Source organism: Streptomyces enissocaesilis (genome assembly GCF_039533765.1).
Lineage (GTDB): Bacteria > Actinomycetota > Actinomycetes > Streptomycetales > Streptomycetaceae > Streptomyces > Streptomyces enissocaesilis.
Window position 1 is genome coordinate 74,057 of record NZ_BAAAUD010000029.1, and the last position, 16,708, is coordinate 90,764.

A 16,708-nucleotide genomic window follows, 5' to 3' on the forward strand; every position below is an offset into this window, starting at 1 on the left:
GCGACCCGGGACCACGATCGGTCGCGCGGTGAGGGACAATGATTGCTCTGCCAGGGCGGGTTACTGCATCACCCTGGAACGCAGCCATCGCGGGCGAAGATCAGGGATCGCAGAGGGGACGCATGTCGGAGGCGGAGCAGTCCAAGGACACCAAGGGGCGTCTTCTCGCCGGGCGGTACCGGCTGGGAAAGGTGCTCGGCCGGGGCGGCATGGGCACGGTCTGGCGCGCCGTCGACGAGACGCTGGGCCGCACCGTCGCCGTGAAGGAACTGCGCTTCCCCACGAGCATCGACGACGAGGAGAAGCGCCGGCTCATCACGCGCACGCTGCGTGAGGCGAAGGCGATCGCCCGGATCCGCAACAGCGGCGCCGTGACCGTCTACGACGTGGTCGACGAGGACGACCGGCCGTGGATCGTCATGGAGCTGATCGAGGGCAAGTCGCTCGCCGAAGCCGTGCGCGAGGACGGGGTGCTGACGCCGCGTCGCGCCGCCGAGGTGGGTCTCGCCGTCCTCGACGTCCTGCGCGCCGCGCACCGCGAGGGCATCCTGCACCGCGACGTGAAGCCGTCCAACGTGCTGATCGCCGAGGACGGCCGGGTCGTGCTGACCGACTTCGGCATCGCGCAGGTCGAGGGCGACCCGTCGATCACCTCGACCGGCATGCTGGTGGGCGCCCCCTCGTACATCTCGCCGGAGCGGGCCCGTGGCCACAAGCCGGGCCCGGCCGCCGACCTGTGGTCGCTGGGCGGCCTGCTGTACGCGTCGGTGGAGGGCACCCCGCCGTACGACAAGGGGTCCGCGATCGCGACCCTCACGGCCGTGATGACCGAACCGCTCGACCCGCCCAAGAACGCGGGACCGCTGGAAGAGGTGATCTACGGCCTGCTGGCCAAGGACCCCGGGCAGCGGCTCGACGAGGCGGGCGCGCGGGCGCTCCTCAACGACGTGGTCAGCCTGCCCGGCAAACCGGCCGCGCCCGAGCCGTCGCCCGAGGCGACGCGGGTGGTGGCACTGCCGCCCGTGCCCGAGGACGTGCTCAACGCGGTACGGCCGCCCGGGAACGACGCGGCGACGGACGCCGGCGAGCGGGTCCGGGGCGCGCTGAAGTCCGTACGCAACGCGGCGGCGGCCCAGTCCGCCAAGCAGAAGCAGACCGGGCAGAACCGCACCCGGGAGGCGCAGCAGTCGCAGTCCGCGCCGGGCCCGAGGCCGCCGGAGCGGGCCTCGCTGACCGACGTCGTACCGCGACGCACCCTGGTGCTCGTGGCGGTGGTCGCGGCGCTCGCCGTGATCGGTACCGTGCTCGTCGTCGCGCTGAGCAATGGCCCCGACGACACCACGCAGGGCAAGTCCAAGGACGGGACGTCCGCTTCGAGCGGCGCCACGGCCGGCGGCGATGGCAAGGGCGACGAAAGCACGGGCACGGGCACGGAAACGGACGGCGGGAAGGGCGAGGAGCAGGGCCAGTCCCCGGGTGCCGGCCAGAGCCGGTCCGAGGACCCCGGCAAGGACGGGGGCAAGGGCGACGGCAGCCAGGATCCGGGCGAGTCCGAAACGGACGGTCCGTCGAAGGGCGGCGGGCTGCCCGACGGGTACGTGAAGGTCGGCGACGACCGGTTCCACTTCACCATGGCGATGCCCAAGGGGTTCCAGCGCAACGGCATAGCGGGCACGAACTCCGGCGGCATATACAACAAGGACGGCGGGTACCCGCGCGTCCAGGTCGACTTCACCGGCAGCCCCGGGGGCGACGCGCGCGCGGCCTGGACCGCGGCCCGGGCCGGGGTCGCCGCGACCAGCAACAACTACAAGCACCTCGGAATACGGCCCGTCGACTACAACGGATATCCCACCACCGCGGACTGGGAGTTCGAGCGCGACGTGCGGGGCATGCGGGTGCACGTCCTGAACCGGGGCTTCAAGGTGGACGCGAAGCGCGGCTACTCGATCATGATCAGCTGCAAGGCGAGCGAGTGGAACGGCGACGAGTGCCGGACGCTGCGCGAGACCGCGTTCGACACCTTCGCGCCGAAGGGCTGACGGACAGAACCGCCGGGTTGCCCGGACCCGGCGGCGCGGTCGGTCCCAGCCACGTATCGTGAGAGCTCGTGGGCTGACCGTACGCGACCGGAACGGACGACTTGACGCGGTCAGACTGGGCCGGGGGAACAGCGCGCTCTGGGGAGGCGGCGTGGACGACTACGCGGGACGGGTACTTGCCGACCGCTACCGCCTTCCGCTGCCGCCTTCCGAGGCCTACGAACTGGTCGAGACCAGGGCCTTCGACACCTACAGCGGCCAGGAAGTCCTGGTCCGCCAGGTGCCGTTGCCCGAGGTCGTGGACGCGGAGTTCCTGGACGGCGAGGGCAGTGGCGACGCGGCGGCCCGGCGGCATGCCGCCGGGCGCACGACGCGGCGGCCCGCCGACCCCGCCGTGCGGCGGGCCGTCGAGGCGGCGCAGGCCGCCGCGCAGATTCCCGACCACCCCAGACTCGACCAGGTCTTCGACGTCTTCGCCGAGGGCGGCTCGCTCTGGATCGTGAGCGAACTGGTGGCGGCGCGGCCGCTGGCGGCACTGCTCGCCGAGAAACCCCTGAACCCCTACCGGGCGGCGGAGATCGCCTCCGACGTGCTCACCGCGCTGCGGGTGCTGCACGCGCACGGCTGGACCCACCGGAACATCACCGTCCGCACGGTGCTCGTCTGCGACGACGGCCGCATCGTCCTGACCGGGCTCGCGGCCGGCGCGGCGGAGGAGGCGCTCTGCGGGTACGCCCCCGTGCCGGAGCCGGTGGTGGAGGCGGAGGAGAGCGACGGTGGCTGGGGCGACGCCGGACCGCCGGGGCACGGGACGGCCGGAGGCAGCCGTGGGGCGGAGTCCACGCCGCACGACCCCGGCGCAGCTCCTGGCTCCGGGCACGGCCCCGGCGCGCGCGCCGCGTTGCCGGCCGGAGGAGGGAACGCCGCCGCCGAGGTCCGTGCCGCTCGCGCCGGGGCGATAGCGGCGTACCGCGCGGGAGCCCGTGCGGCGGCCCGGGCCGGCGAGGAGCAGCGCCCGGGCGGCGGCGCGGGCCCGCTCCCGGCGCAGCGCGCGATGCCGCGCCCGGCCGGGGGACCGCGCGCGATCAGCCCGTACGTCGACCCCGGCCCCGGCCCCGGCCCCGATCCGACGACGTATCCCCATCCCACGCACTCCGACCCCGCATCCGGACCCGCGCCCACCGAGCGCCCGGAGCCGGCCGGCGCCCGGCACGGTGCGGCCTCCCGTCCCGGAGCAGGCGACGCCATGCGCGCCGACGGCCTGCGCCACAGCCCGGCGCAGGGACAGGGACAGGGCCAGGGCCTGGGGCAGCGCCAGGAGCAGAGCCGGGTCCAGGAAGAGGCCCGCGGCTGGGACGAGTTCGTGGCGGGCGGGCGGACCCCCGCGCACCGCGGGCCCGCCACTCCGCTCGCCGCCGAGCGTGCCCGGCAGGCACGGATCGCCGTCGTCGGCGCCGTCACCGAGCGCTGGGCCCCCGAACAGGCCGGGTCCGTCCACGAGAACTGGCAGCTCGCCCCGCCCATCGGCCCCTCCACCGACCTCTGGGCCCTGGGCGCGCTGCTCTTCCGTACCGTGCAGGGCCACGCCCCGTACCCGGAGGAGAGCGCCATCGAGCTGGTGCAGCTCGTCTGCGCCGAGCCGCCCGCCTTCGCCGAGGAGTGCGGCCCTTTGCGGCCCGTCGTCGAATCGCTGCTGCGCCAGGACCCCACCGAGCGGCCCGACTTCGAGGAGGTGCGCGGCTGGCTCCGCTCGCTCGTCCGGTCCGCCCCCGAGCCGGATGCCGGTGCGGACGTCGTGCCGCTGCCGTCCGCCGACGCCACACGGCTCCCGATCGTGCGCCGCCGCGGTGAGCTCGTACGCAGGCGCCGTGCCGGGGCGGCCGACGCGCCCGGGCGCCACCGGCACAAGAAGACCAGGGCCGGGGGCAAGGGGGAGCCGAGAGCGCCGCGGCCTCCCCGGGAGCGGGAGTGGGAGCGGGAGCCGCGCATCAAGGAGCCGCGGATCCAGAAGAAGCAGCGCGGCGGCCCCCGGTCGCTCGGGCGTACGCTCCTGCTCCTGATCCTCCTCGGCCTGGCCGCCGCGCTCGTCTACGCCATGGTCTTCATGCCGAGCGCCGGTGAGCAGGGCCGGAGCCAGGGCACCCCCGAGAACGCGGGCGACAGCAGGAGCACCGGCGCGCCCGCGCCGCCTGCGGAGAAGGCTCCGGAGAAGGCACCGGGGGAGACCCCCCGGAAAACCCCGGAGTCGTCCGGCGCCCAGCAGCCGCAGACCTCCGCCCCGGCCGCCGATGTCGCCGAGGGGTACGGGATCCGCAAGGATCCCGAGGGTTTCCAGACAGCCGTCGGCAAGGACTGGGAGCGGCGGCCGATCAACGACGCCGGACAGGTCCGTTACCGCGGCGGCGAGTTCGAGCTGGTGATCGTTCCCGGCCGGGACTCCGTCACGGAGCAGGGCGGCGACCCGATGGACTACCAGCTGAGGAAGGAACGGGAGCTCCAGCCCGTCAGGGACTCCTCCTGGTCCACGCAGAACGGGCTGCGCCGCATCGACGTGGGCGGGCGGGCCATGGCGGAGGGCCAGTTCACCTGGCAGGACAGCAGCGGGCGCGATGTGTACGTCCGCAACCTCGCGATGATCGTCGGCGACCGGTACCACGTGGTCCAGGTGATCGGCCCCGAGGCGCAGCGCGACGAGATCACCGAGATCTACGAGCAGGCCACGGAGACCTACCGGGTGACGGGTTGACCGGCCCGCCCGGAGGCCGCGCCACGCGCCCGGAGACCGATCACATTGGGACACGTGAGAGTGACGAGGTTCCATGGCCGTCTTCCGCTCCGTAATCTGGCAGCCGTAGACGCGGGGCAGGGAACGTGGACCACTCACACCGCATGACCGGCGAGGCCGTGGGCGGCAGCCGGCTGATCGCCGGGCGCTACCGCATCGGTGACCGGCTGGGCAGCGGCGGCATGGGCACCGTCTGGCAGGCGACCGACGAACTGCTCGACCGGCAGGTCGCCGTCAAGGAACTCCACTTCGGCGGCGACGAACCCGGCTCGACCGCCGCCGACGCGCAGATGCGGCGCGAGCGGGCACTGCGGGAGGCCAGGACCGTGGCCCAGCTGGTCCACCCGCATGTGATCGTCGTGCACGACATCGTCGAGGACCCCGGCACCGGGCTGTCGTACATCATCATGGAGCTGATCGACGGCGATTCGCTCGCGGACCGCATCGCGGCCGAAGGGCCCGTCGCTCCCCGCGAGGCGGCGAGGATCGGTCTCGCGCTGGTCAGAGCGTTGCGCATGGCCCATGAGCGCGGCGTACTGCACCGTGACCTCAAGCCCGCCAACGTCCTGCTGGAGGCGGGCAGCGGCCGCGTCGTCCTCACCGACTTCGGGGTCGCGCGGCTGTCCGGCGGTACGACGATCACCAACGCCGGGTCCTTCGTCGGCTCGCCCGAGTACACCGCGCCCGAGCGCATGGAGGGCGTCGGCGCGGGACCGGCGTCCGACATGTGGTCGCTCGGGGTGCTGCTGTGCACGGCGGTGAGCGGCGAGTCGCCGTTCCACCGCGACTCGCTGGGCGGGGTGCTCTGCGCGGTCATGCACGACCCGATCCAGGCACCCGTGGCCGCGGGCCCGCTGCTCCCCGTCGTACAGCGCCTGTTGGAGCGCGATCCGGAGCGCAGGCTCGGCGCGGCCGAGACGGAGCGGCTGCTGCTCGCCGTCCTCGCCACCGGAGTGGCTCCCGAAGCGCCTTATTCGGCCACGCAGCCGAACCTTCCGCTCACCCCCGGGCCGGCGGCGCGGCCCCGGGCCGGCGGCGTCCGGGGCGCGCTCGTCGCGGGCGCCCTCGTCGTCGTGACGGCGGGGGCGGGCGCGGGGACCGCGGCGCTCTTCCTCGACGGCGACGACGGCGGTGGCGGCCGCGGCGGCAACGGGCGTACGGACACCGCGTCCACCCGTACGGTCACCTCGACCGTGTCCGGCAACGGCAACGGCGAGGGCGAGGGACCGCCGGCTTCCTCCGGTACGGGCGCCACCGCCCGCACGCCCCCGGCCGGCTACCGCAAGGTGACCGACCCCGCGGGTTTCACGCTCGCCGTCCCCGAGGGCTACCACCGCTCGGCCGACAACGACCGGGTCTCCTACATGTCGCCGGACAGGAGCGTCAGGATCGGAGTGCGCCAGCAGATCCCGGTGGCGGGCGGGCCGCTCGGCGCGATGCGGCTGGCGCACGCGAACGGCCCGCAAGCCCACCCCGGTTACCGCGAGGGCAAGGTCACCCGGACGACCCACAACGGATGGCCCGCAGCGCTCTGGGAGTTCAGGGCGGACGGGTTCGAGACGGGCGACGAGGACCGTCACACGTACGAGATCGCCTGGGAGGAGGGCAGTCTGATGTACGACGTGCGGGTCTCCGCGCCGGTCGGCCGGCAGGACGAGGCGAAGCGGCACTTCGACACCGCCCTCGACTCCTTCACCCGCGGCTAGACCACGGGCCGGGACGCGAGCCGGGAGGCGGGTCGGAACACGAGCCGGGCACGCGGGCCGGAAACCCGGGCCGGCAACACAAGCCCTGATCAGGGGTTATGTGCCAGTGAATGCTGGCACGGTGATCGGGGGCCGGCGAAAAGGCGTTACCGGTGGGTACCAAAAGGCTCCCAGGGGGCTTACCCTCGCCCTCATGACGGACACGCAGGCCCCCGCGGCCGCCCTCGGTACGAACCCCCGCGCCGCCGCCCCCGCCCATGCGCGCACCGCGGCCGATGTGGTCACTCCCGAGGTGGTCGCACAGCTCACGCGTGACGTGGTCGGCTCCGGCCGCACCGCCAACCACACCCCCTTCACCGGGGAGAAGCTGGCCGACCTGCCCGGGTCCACCCCCGAGGACGTCGCCACCGCCTTCGCGCGGGCGCGCGCCGCCCAGTCCGTCTGGGCCGCCGTACCCGTCCGGCGGCGCGCCGCGGTTCTGCTCCGCTTCCACGACCTCGTCCTGGAGCGCCAGGCCGAGGTCCTCGACCTCGTCCAGCTGGAGACCGGCAAGGCCCGTCTGCACGCGCACGAGGAGGTCCAGGCCGTCGCGACAGCCGCCCGCCACTACGGTCGCAAGGCCGCTTCCTACCTTAAGCCCAGGCGGCGCACCGGAGCCGTCCCGGGCCTGACCAAGGTCACCGAGCTGCGCCAGCCGCGCGGAGTGATCGGCCAGATCGCCCCCTGGAACTACCCGCTGGAGCTGTCGGTCGGCGACGCCCTGCCCGCCTTCGTCTCCGGCAACGCCGTCGTGATGAAGCCCGACACCGAGACCGCGCTGACCGCCCTGTGGGCCCGCGACCTCCTCGTCGAGGCCGGTCTGCCCGCCGAGGTCTTCCAGGTGGTCCTCGGCGAGGGCCCGGTCGTCGGCCCCGAGATCGTCAAGCACGCCGACTACGTCTCCTTCACCGGCTCCACCCGCACCGGCCGCGAGATCGCCCAGGGCGCGGCCGCCCGCCTCATCGGCGTGTCCCTCGAACTCGGCGGCAAGAACGCCATGCTGGTCCTGGCCGACGCCGACGTGGAGAAGGCCGCGGCGGGCGCCGTCCGCGCCTGCTTCTCCTCCGCCGGTCAGCTGTGCATCTCCATCGAGCGGCTGTACGTCCACGAGTCCGTCGCCGACGACTTCGTCGCCCGGTTCGCCGCCCGCACGAAGGCGATGCGCCTCGGCGCGTCCCTCGCGTACGGCGCCGACATGGGCTCGCTCGTCGGCGAGCGCCAGCTGGAGAACGTCAAGCGCCATGTCGAGGAGGCCGTCGCCAAGGGCGCCACGCTCGTCGCGGGCGGCGTCGCCCGCCCCGACATCGGCCCGCTCTTCTACGAGCCGACCATCCTGGACGGCGTCGAGGCGCCGATGGCGGTGTGCACCGAGGAGACCTTCGGCCCGGTCGTCTCCCTCTACCGCTTCACCGACGAGGACGAGGTCGTCGAGCAGGCCAACGCCACGCCGTACGGCCTCAATTCGAGCGTATGGACCAAGGACGGCAAGCGCGGCCACGCGATCGCCGCCCGGCTGCGCACCGGCACGGTCAACATCAACGAGGGCTACGCCCCGGCGTACGGCAGCGTCCAGGCGCCGATGGGCGGCATGAAGGAGTCGGGCCTCGGCCGCCGCCACGGCTCCGAGGGGATCCTCAAGTACACCGAGGCCCAGACCGTCGCCCACCAGCGGCTGATCCCGATGGCCCCGTCCTTCGGCATGGACGACGAGAAGTACGCGGCGCTCATGAGCACCAGTCTGAAGGCGCTCAAGACCCTGCGTTTCCGCTGATCCCAGGCTTTTTCCAACGAGGAGCGCCCATGTCCCAGGAGAGCTCTGCCCACAGCCGGGAGGCTGCGGACGACCGCGCGGACGACTCCGCGTACGACTACGACGTCATCGTGGTCGGATCCGGCTTCGGCGGGTCCGTCTCCGCGCTGCGCCTGACGGAGAAGGGGTACCGGGTCGGCGTCCTGGAAGCGGGCCGCCGCTTCACCCGCGAGACCCTGCCCAAGACCTCCTGGGACATCAAGAACTACCTGTGGGCACCCGCGCTCGGCCTCTTCGGCATCCAGCGCGTGCACCTCCTCGGGAACGTCATGGTCCTGGCCGGCGCGGGCGTGGGGGGCGGCTCCCTCAACTACGCCAACACCCTGTACGTGCCCCCCGCCCCCTTCTTCCAGGACCGGCAGTGGGCGGGCATCACCGACTGGCAGGACGAACTGGCGCCGTACTACGACCAGGCCAGGCGCATGCTCGGGGTGCGCCTGAACCCGACCATGACGCCGTCCGACGAACACCTGAAGGCCGCCGCCGAGACCATGGGGGTGGGGAGCAGCTTCCACCTGGCACCGGTCGGTGTCTTCTTCGGCGACGGCGAGGACGCCGACGGCGGTGCGACGGCCGCGCCCGGCACGGAGGTTCCCGACCCCTACTTCGGCGGCGCGGGCCCGTCCCGCACGGCCTGCACCGAGTGCGGCGGGTGCATGACCGGCTGCCGCCTCGGCGCGAAGAACACCCTCAACGAGAACTACCTCCACCTCGCCGAGAAGGGCGGCGCGGTCGTCCACCCGATGACCTCCGTCATCGGTCTCGCCGAGCACCCGGACGGCGGCTACCGCGTCGCCACCGTCCCCACCGACGCCCGCCGCAAGGCCGCGCCCCGCACCCTGCGTGCCCGCCAGGTCGTCGTCGCCGCCGGTACGTACGGCACGCAGACCCTCCTGCACGCCATGAAGGACCGCGGCGAACTCCCCCGCATCTCCCCGAAGCTCGGCGAACTGACCCGCACCAACTCCGAGGCACTCGTCGGGGCCCAGACCACCGACCGCCGCTACCGCGAGAAGCACGGCGCGAAGAACGGCGCGAAGAGGGTCGACTTCACGCGGGGCGTCGCCATCACGTCCTCGGTCCACCCCGACGCCAGCACCCACATCGAGCCGGTCCGCTACGGCAGGGGCTCCAACGCGATGGGCGCCATGTCCATCATCCAGGTGCCGTACGCCGAGAAGTTCCCCCGCGTGCTCGGCTGGCTCGGTCACGCCGCCAGGCACCCGCTGCTGACCGCCCGTTCGCTCTCCAACCACCGCTGGTCGGAGAAGACCATCATCGGCCTCGTCATGCAGTCCCTGGACAACTCCCTGACGACGTACCGCAAACCGCGCGGCATCGGAAAGGGCCTGCTCACCGCCCGTCAGGGGCACGGCGCGCCCAACCCGAGGCAGATACCCGAGGCGGCGCGCGCCGCGTCGGTCCTCGCCGCGGAGATCAACGGCTTCGCCGGCAGCAACATCGGCGAGCTGATCGGCACCCCGCTGACCGCGCACTTCCTCGGCGGCTGCCCGATCGGCGCCTCCCCCGAGCAGGGCGTCATCGACCCGTACCACCGGCTGTACGGGTACCCGGGCATCTCGGTCGTGGACGGCGCCGCGGTCTCCGCCAACCTGGGCGTCAACCCGTCGCTGACGATCACCGCACAGGCGGAACGGGCCATGTCGTACTGGCCCAACAAGGGCGAGCCGGACGTGCGCCCGGCGCAGGGCGCGGCGTACGAGCGCCTCGTCGCGGTCGCGCCGAAGGCGCCGGCGGTGCCGGAGGACGCCTTCGGCGCGCTGAAGCTGCCGTTCCTCGGCATGCCGGTGGTCCCGCCCAAGGGCTGAGTGAGCGTCGGCCGGGCAGGCAGGCAGGCAAGCGGGCGGACGGGCCTACGGGCAGGCAAAAGGGGCTGCACCCCCCTCCGAGTGCAGCCCCTCCTACCGGCTCTACCGGTGTGTCACCGGGTCATGCAGGCCGTCTCCGGCCGTGCGGGCCGTCTCAGGCCTCGGAACCGGCCTTGCGGCGGCGTACGACGAACATCGCGCCGACGCCGAGCGCGACGGCCGCGCCACCCGCGAGGGCGAACATCGGCATCGCGGACGAGGAACCGGTCTCGGCGAGGCTGCCGGTCACCGGGATCTCCTTGGCGCCGCCCTGCGGCTCCTTGGGGCTGACCACGGGCTTCTCGACGGGCGGCTCGACCGGCGTGGGCCTGCCCGGGTTCTCGTTGTCGGCGCCCGGTGCGAGGACGCTGAACTCCCAGAAGCCGAGCGCCTGGCGGTAGCACTCCTCTTCGGAGTCGAGGTACGCGCCGAGGCCGAGGGCGAAGCTGTCACCGGACGGAGCCTTCGCGTCGATGTTCACGCGCAGCTGGATGTCGACGACGTCCTTCGCGCCGAGCTCCGTCTTGCCCATGAACTCCTCGTCCTGGAGCGGCTTCCAGGTCTTGGTGCCCTGGTCGAGGTACTGGAGCTGCAGGTGGTTGCTCAGCCAGTCGCTCTCGTTGTCGCTCTCCGAGTAGTTGTCCACGAAGGCGATCCAGCGGACCTCGCCGAGCGCCTCGTCCGTGATGTTGGAGGCGGTCATCCGGAAGTTGTGCCAGCCGCTGCCCGCGACGATCTTGCCGGGCAGGCCGTTGATGTCCAGCCGGAGGGCGGACTCGGCGTCGATCAGATCCCCGTCCTCGTCGACGACCGGCTCGCAGGCGTCGAACTCGTCCTCGGGGTCCGTCGTCGGGTCCTCGTCGGGCTTGGTGCCCGGCTCGTCCCCGGGGTCGGTCCCGTCGGCCGGGTCCTCCTCGCCCTCCGGGTCGGTGTCACCGGCCGGGTCGGTCCCGTCGGCCGGGTCCTCGTCCGTGTCCGGGGCGGCGTCCGGGTCGCTCCCGTCGGCCGGGTCCTCCTCGCCCTCCGGGTCGGTGTCACCGGCCGGGTCCTTCTCGGTCCCGGTCCCGGTCTCGTCCTCGGTGTCGCCCTCCGGGTCCGTGACCGGGCCGGGCTCCGGGTTCTCGGCGTCGTCCGGGGCGGGCTCGCCGGCCGGGCCGGGCTCCGGAGCCTCGGTGTCGTCCGTGCCGGAGCCGTTCGTCCCGTCCGGGTCGGTCGCCTCGCCGGGGTCGGCCGCCTCGTCCGGATCGGTCGTCGTGGCCGTCTCGGTCTGCGTCGTGGCGGCGGAGTCACCCTCGGCGTGCGCGGCGGGCGCGGCCAGGAAAGCGGCAGGAGCTATGACGGCCGTCGCGGCCGCAAGGGCCATGGCGCGGCGAAGCTTCATGTAGACCTCAGGAAGTCTGGCGTACCGCGCGACGGCGGCACGAGATGTGAGGGCCGCCGTGGGTGTGGGGGTGCACGGGTGGCCGTTGGTTCGCATGGATGACCTGTGGGCGGCGTAAAGGGTTGCCCGGAATCTCACGGGTTTCCCGTGTGATGTGCGCCACATCGCAGTCCGCCGACGCAAGGCGAAGGGCCCTGCGGACCGGAGTCCGCAGGGCCCGGCCGTCAGCACCGACGTCAGGGCAGCGTCGGTGCTGAGGAGCGGCGCCGGGGGTACGCCGCCGGCTCGTGCGGGGCAGTGGGCGGGCGAATGGTGTGGACCGGTGGCAGTCGCCGTTCGAGGCGCGGGCCGCCCCTGCATCGTGGGGGATCGGTCGTGGCGCGCGCAACAGTTTCGACCACATCCCGGGACCGGACCGCGGGACGCGGCCGGGCGGGTCCCGGCGTCCCCGGAACCGGCCGCCTCGGGTGACCGGGCTGCTGTCCCCTGCCGACCGGTCACGCGCGCCGGGACGAGGTCCCACGGCGTACACGCGGTACGTCGCACGCCCCGGCGGAGCCACGCGTGGTTCTTTCCTGCGTGCCCGCCCCTGGCTGGCGCGGACACCGGGACCAACGAAGCCCCGCGGCGCCCGGTCACGCGCCGTACGGGTGAGGACGTGCCCGAACTCAGATACGGCCCCGGCACAGTTCCAGCATCGTCATCGCGAGCGCGGTGCCGGGCTTTCCGAGGGCGTCCCTGTAGTGGGCGAGGACCTCCATCTCGCGGGAGAGGTTCACACGGCGCCCCCCGGAGGTGAGGCGGGCCTCCTGGACGACGGCCGACACGGCCATCCGTTCCTGGATCAGACCGATGATCCTGTCGTCGAGCGCGTCGATGCGCTCCCGGGCCTTGCCGATGAGGTCCGCGGCCTCGTCGGTGCGGGCGCCGGTCTTCTCCGCGGCGGTGACACCGGTGGCGGTGGGGGCGGCGGTGGTGGTGCTCATGTCCGTATCTCCTGAACCTGGAAGGGGTACGGCGTCCTGGGCGGCGACCGGGTCCGGAAACGACAGAGCGCCCCGGGCCTTGTCGGCCCGGGGCGCCTGTGAAGTCGCTTGTCAGTAGCTCAAGCAGCTCGACCATGGCACCGGTCGGACCGGGTGCCATAGGTAAAGAGGAAGCTCAGCTGCTCGTGCATGGGGCCAGTATGGCCTGCCGTCGGCGGGCGGCCGAGGCCGGGTTCGTATGGTGAGACAAGGGGAATGTCTCGCCCCCGGTAGAATTGACAGTCCCGACACCCTTCACCGCCGGAAGGCCGCCCCGTGCCAGCAGTGCCCCCCGCCGCCCCCGACGCCGTCCTCGTTGTCGACTTCGGCGCGCAGTACGCCCAGCTCATCGCCCGCCGTGTCCGTGAGGCCCGGGTCTACAGCGAGATCGTCCCCAGCACCATGCCGGTGGCGGAGATGCTGGCCAAGAACCCCAAGGCGATCATCCTTTCCGGCGGCCCGTCCTCCGTGTACGCCGAGGGCGCCCCGGCCATAGACCGCGAGATCTTCGAGGCGGGCGTCCCCGTCTTCGGCATGTGCTACGGCTTCCAGCTGATGGCCACGACGCTCGGCGGCACCGTCGACGACAACGGTGCGCGCGAGTACGGGCGTACCTCTCTGGCCGTCACCAAGGCCGGCTCCACGCTCTTCGAGGGCACCCCCGCCGAGCAGTCGGTGTGGATGTCGCACGGCGACGCCTGCTCGGTCGCGCCCGAGGGCTTCAGCGTCACCGCGTCCACGGACGTCGTGCCGGTCGCCGCCTTCGAGAACGACGAGAAGAAGCTGTACGGCGTGCAGTACCACCCCGAGGTGATGCACTCCACGCACGGCCAGCAGGTCCTGGAGCACTTCCTCTACCGGGGCGCGGGCATCGACCCCGACTGGACCACGACCAACGTCGTCGAGGAGCAGGTCGCCGCGATCCGCGCGCAGGTCGGCACCAAGCGCGCCATCTGCGGCCTGTCCGGCGGCGTGGACTCCGCGGTCGCGGCGGCGCTCGTGCAGAAGGCCATCGGTTCCCAGCTGACCTGCGTGTACGTCGACCACGGCCTGATGCGCAAGGGTGAGACCGAGCAGGTCGAGAAGGACTTCGTCGCGGCCACCGGCGTGCAGCTGAAGGTCGTCGACGCGCAGGAGCGCTTCCTGAACGCCCTCGCCGGGGTCTCCGACCCCGAGGAGAAGCGGAAGATCATCGGCCGCGAGTTCATCCGCGTCTTCGAGCAGGCCCAGGCGGAGATCGTCGCCGAGGCCGGCGCGGAGGGCGAGGACGTCGCGTTCCTCGTGCAGGGCACGCTCTACCCGGACGTCGTCGAGTCCGGCGGCGGCACCGGCACCGCGAACATCAAGTCCCACCACAACGTGGGCGGCCTCCCCGACGACATCGAGTTCGAGCTCGTCGAGCCGCTGCGCCAGCTGTTCAAGGACGAGGTCCGGATGGTCGGCCAGGAGCTCGGCCTCCCGGAGGAGATCGTCCAGCGCCAGCCGTTCCCCGGCCCCGGCCTCGGCATCCGCATCGTCGGCGAGGTCACCAAGGAGCGCCTGGACCTGCTGCGCGAGGCCGACGCGATCGCCCGCGAGGAGCTGACGGCGGCCGGTCTGGACCGCGACATCTGGCAGTGCCCGGTGGTGCTGCTCGCGGACGTACGCTCCGTGGGCGTCCAGGGCGACGGCCGGACGTACGGCCACCCGATCGTGCTGCGCCCGGTCTCGTCCGAGGACGCGATGACGGCGGACTGGACGCGGATGCCGTACGACGTCCTGGCGAAGATCTCCACCCGCATCACCAACGAGGTGGCGGACGTGAACCGCGTGGTGCTCGACGTGACGAGCAAGCCGCCGGGCACGATCGAGTGGGAGTAGTCCTCCCCCGCTCAGCAAGGTCGACGCCGACGCCGTCGCTCATTCGTCTGAGCGGCGGCGTCGCCGTATCCCGTGGGTACGCTGACTTAGCACGCGAGACTCCGTCGCATGGGAGCAACCATGAGCGCCGCACCTGAGTACGAGCTCGAAGAGCAGAAGTACCTGTGGCCGATCCCGCCCGAGGGTGGCTGGACGGCGGACGATCTCGACCGGATTCCGGGCCTCCCGCCGCACACCGAGCTGATCGACGGGACTCTCGTGTTCATGAGTCCACAGACGGCGTTTCACGCGCGAACGATGCGCCTGCTGGAGAACGCCCTCTGGGAGCAGGCCCCGGACCACCTGGACGTCATCCGGGAAATGACGATCAAGCTGGACAATCGGAATCGCCCCGAGCCAGACGTGCTGGTGTTCTCGGCGAAGGCGAACACGGGGCCGAAGCAGACGTGGTTCAGGCCCGAGGACATCGTCCTGGCTGTCGAGGTCGTGTCGCCGGACTCCGAGGACCGCGACCGCGAGGTCAAGCCCCGCAAGTACGCGGCGGCGGGCGTGAAGTACTTCTGGCGGGTCGAGGAGAGCGATGGCCTCCCCGTCGTCTACACATACGAGCTGGATCCTGCGACCCGCTCCTACGTGCCGACCGGTCTCCAGAGGGAGAACCTGTCAGTGGAGTACCCCTTCGTCATCGCGATCGACCTCACCGCGATCAACCGCCGCCCCGGGGCGCACTGAGCGCACGCCACCGGTCCGGGCCGGCACAGGCCGCGGCGCGCGAGCCGACCCGCGTACGGCACAATTCCCTTATCGCGGAAGGAAGTTCCCTCCGGCGGGTTGGTTCGAAAGGGCGGCATCTTCCGTGGCTGTGCAAGAGGCGACGCAGAACACGCACAGTGGCGGTGGCGGTGGCGGTTGTACGTGCGGCGACTGCCCGCAGGGCGTACGGGAGGGCCACCGGCGCGCGGTGGCGGAATTCCTCGCCAAGCGGGACGGTCTGGCCGCCGGGCAGGGGCTGCCCGCCGCCGTCGCGCACTCCGCCGGCGCCTCGCGCCAGTGGGTGTCGGACGAGCTGACCCAGTCGGCCCGCGCGGTCGCCGAGCGCAGCCGCGAGGCGGGTGAGGCATGGCTGCGGCGGGTGTGGCTCGGCACGCTGTTCGCGGTGTGGGGCGGGGTCCTCGTACTCGTCCTCACGCAGGCCCTCACCGCCATCGGTGCCGGATGGACCACGGCCCGCACCGCGGGGCTCCTCGCCGCGCTCGTCACCGCCGCCCTGCTGACCGGCGCGGCGCGCGTGCACCGGGCGCGCGGCGGGCTCCTCGCGCCCCTCATCGGTGAGGACAACCGGCTGTCGACCTCGCGCGCCGTCGCCGCGAGCTGGGTGCTGTTCACCGTCTTCTCGGTGCTGGTGATCGCGATCCAGCTGGCCGGCGCCTCCGACCACGCCGGCCGCGACACGCTCATCGCCGGTCTCGAACTCGCCCGTGGCGTCGGCATGCTGACCGTCCTCGCGCTGACCTGCGCGATCGCCGTCTTCGTACGCCATGTGGTGACCGTGCGCGTGCTCACCCGGCGCCTCCAGAAGGTACGGGCCGACCGGCCCCGCGCCGCCGACCTGCTCACCGACGACTCGGGCCGCGGCAGCTTCTCCGACATCCAGTACGTGCTGGTGAGCGCGGTCGCGCTGGTCTTCGCGGCGGTACGCCTCGCCCGGCGGCCCGAGCAGCTGCCCGACCTGCCGTGGGCCCTGGCCCTGCTGGTGGCGGTCTCGGCGGCGACGTACTTCGCGGGCAAGTACGCGGAGGGCGGGCGCCCGGTGGTCCTGTCGGTCGTACGGGCCAGGGAGGCGGGCGATCTGGACGCGCCCATCCGTACCGGCGACGACATCGAGATCCGCGGCGCGGGCTTCGTGCCGCCGGGCGCGGGGACCCCCGACCGGCTGGCCCGGATGGTCGTACGGATCGGCACGGTGCACGTCCACGTGCCGCTGATCCCGGTGACCGGCGGCTTCGCCAATCCGACGGACACGGTCCTGACCGTGCCCGTGCCGGTGGAGGTCGAGCCGGGCCGGGTCGAGGTGCAGGTCGTGACGGCGGCGGGCACGCAGACCGAGCCGGTGACGATCGACGTCACGGACTGAGCGGGGGCCGGCGGGGCACGGGGGGGAGAGCCGCCCGCGGGCGGTTGTCTGAGCCCGG

General features: G+C 72.7%; 10 protein-coding genes. 8 read left to right on the forward strand and 2 right to left on the reverse strand.

Annotation, left to right across the window (positions count from 1 at the left end; all coding sequences use genetic code 11):
- Positions 1–122: 122 nt before the first annotated feature.
- The 5 genes from ABD374_RS13585 (at position 123) to ABD374_RS13605 (ending at position 10,211) form a co-directional block, all read left to right on the forward strand.
- Positions 123–2,042 (forward strand): serine/threonine-protein kinase, encoded by a 1,920-nt coding sequence (locus ABD374_RS13585; RefSeq protein WP_344494837.1) that lies wholly within the window; start codon positions 123–125, stop codon positions 2,040–2,042.
- Between the two features lie 151 nt (positions 2,043–2,193).
- Positions 2,194–4,788, forward strand: a complete 2,595-nt coding sequence (locus ABD374_RS13590) for a protein kinase (protein WP_344494839.1) — start codon at positions 2,194–2,196, stop codon at positions 4,786–4,788.
- A gap of 143 nt (positions 4,789–4,931) precedes the next feature.
- Positions 4,932–6,533, forward strand: coding sequence for a serine/threonine-protein kinase (locus ABD374_RS13595; protein WP_344494841.1), 1,602 nt, complete (start codon positions 4,932–4,934; stop codon positions 6,531–6,533).
- A 193-nt stretch (positions 6,534–6,726) separates the two neighbouring features.
- Positions 6,727–8,343, forward strand: a complete 1,617-nt coding sequence (locus tag ABD374_RS13600) for a succinic semialdehyde dehydrogenase (protein WP_344494843.1) — start codon at positions 6,727–6,729, stop codon at positions 8,341–8,343.
- A gap of 29 nt (positions 8,344–8,372) precedes the next feature.
- A complete protein-coding gene (locus tag ABD374_RS13605; RefSeq protein WP_344494845.1) occupies positions 8,373–10,211 on the forward strand; it encodes a GMC oxidoreductase in 1,839 nt (612 codons plus the stop codon).
- Positions 10,212–10,365: 154 nt separating this feature from the next.
- Here the strand turns inward: ABD374_RS13605 and ABD374_RS13610 are convergent, their stop codons facing one another.
- Both ABD374_RS13610 and ABD374_RS13615 read right to left on the reverse strand, forming a co-directional pair.
- Positions 10,366–11,631: an LAETG motif-containing sortase-dependent surface protein gene (locus ABD374_RS13610; protein ID WP_344494847.1), complete on the reverse strand. Its 1,266-nt coding sequence runs from the start codon at positions 11,629–11,631 to the stop codon at positions 10,366–10,368.
- Positions 11,632–12,299: 668 nt separating this feature from the next.
- A complete protein-coding gene (locus ABD374_RS13615) occupies positions 12,300–12,617 on the reverse strand; it encodes a chorismate mutase (protein ID WP_344494849.1) in 318 nt (105 codons plus the stop codon).
- Positions 12,618–12,932: 315 nt separating this feature from the next.
- On the opposite strand from ABD374_RS13615, the gene guaA reads away from it, so the two are divergent.
- The 3 genes from guaA (at position 12,933) to ABD374_RS13630 (ending at position 16,650) form a co-directional block, all read left to right on the forward strand.
- Positions 12,933–14,516, forward strand: coding sequence for a glutamine-hydrolyzing GMP synthase (gene guaA / locus ABD374_RS13620; protein WP_344494851.1), 1,584 nt, complete (start codon positions 12,933–12,935; stop codon positions 14,514–14,516).
- Between the two features lie 120 nt (positions 14,517–14,636).
- The gene (locus tag ABD374_RS13625) at positions 14,637–15,248 is read left to right on the forward strand and encodes a Uma2 family endonuclease (RefSeq protein ID WP_344494853.1); all 612 of its coding nucleotides are present in this window, start codon (positions 14,637–14,639) and stop codon (positions 15,246–15,248) included.
- 124 nt (positions 15,249–15,372) lie between these two features.
- Positions 15,373–16,650 (forward strand): hypothetical protein, encoded by a 1,278-nt coding sequence (locus ABD374_RS13630; protein ID WP_344494855.1) that lies wholly within the window; start codon positions 15,373–15,375, stop codon positions 16,648–16,650.
- Positions 16,651–16,708 lie beyond the last annotated feature (58 nt).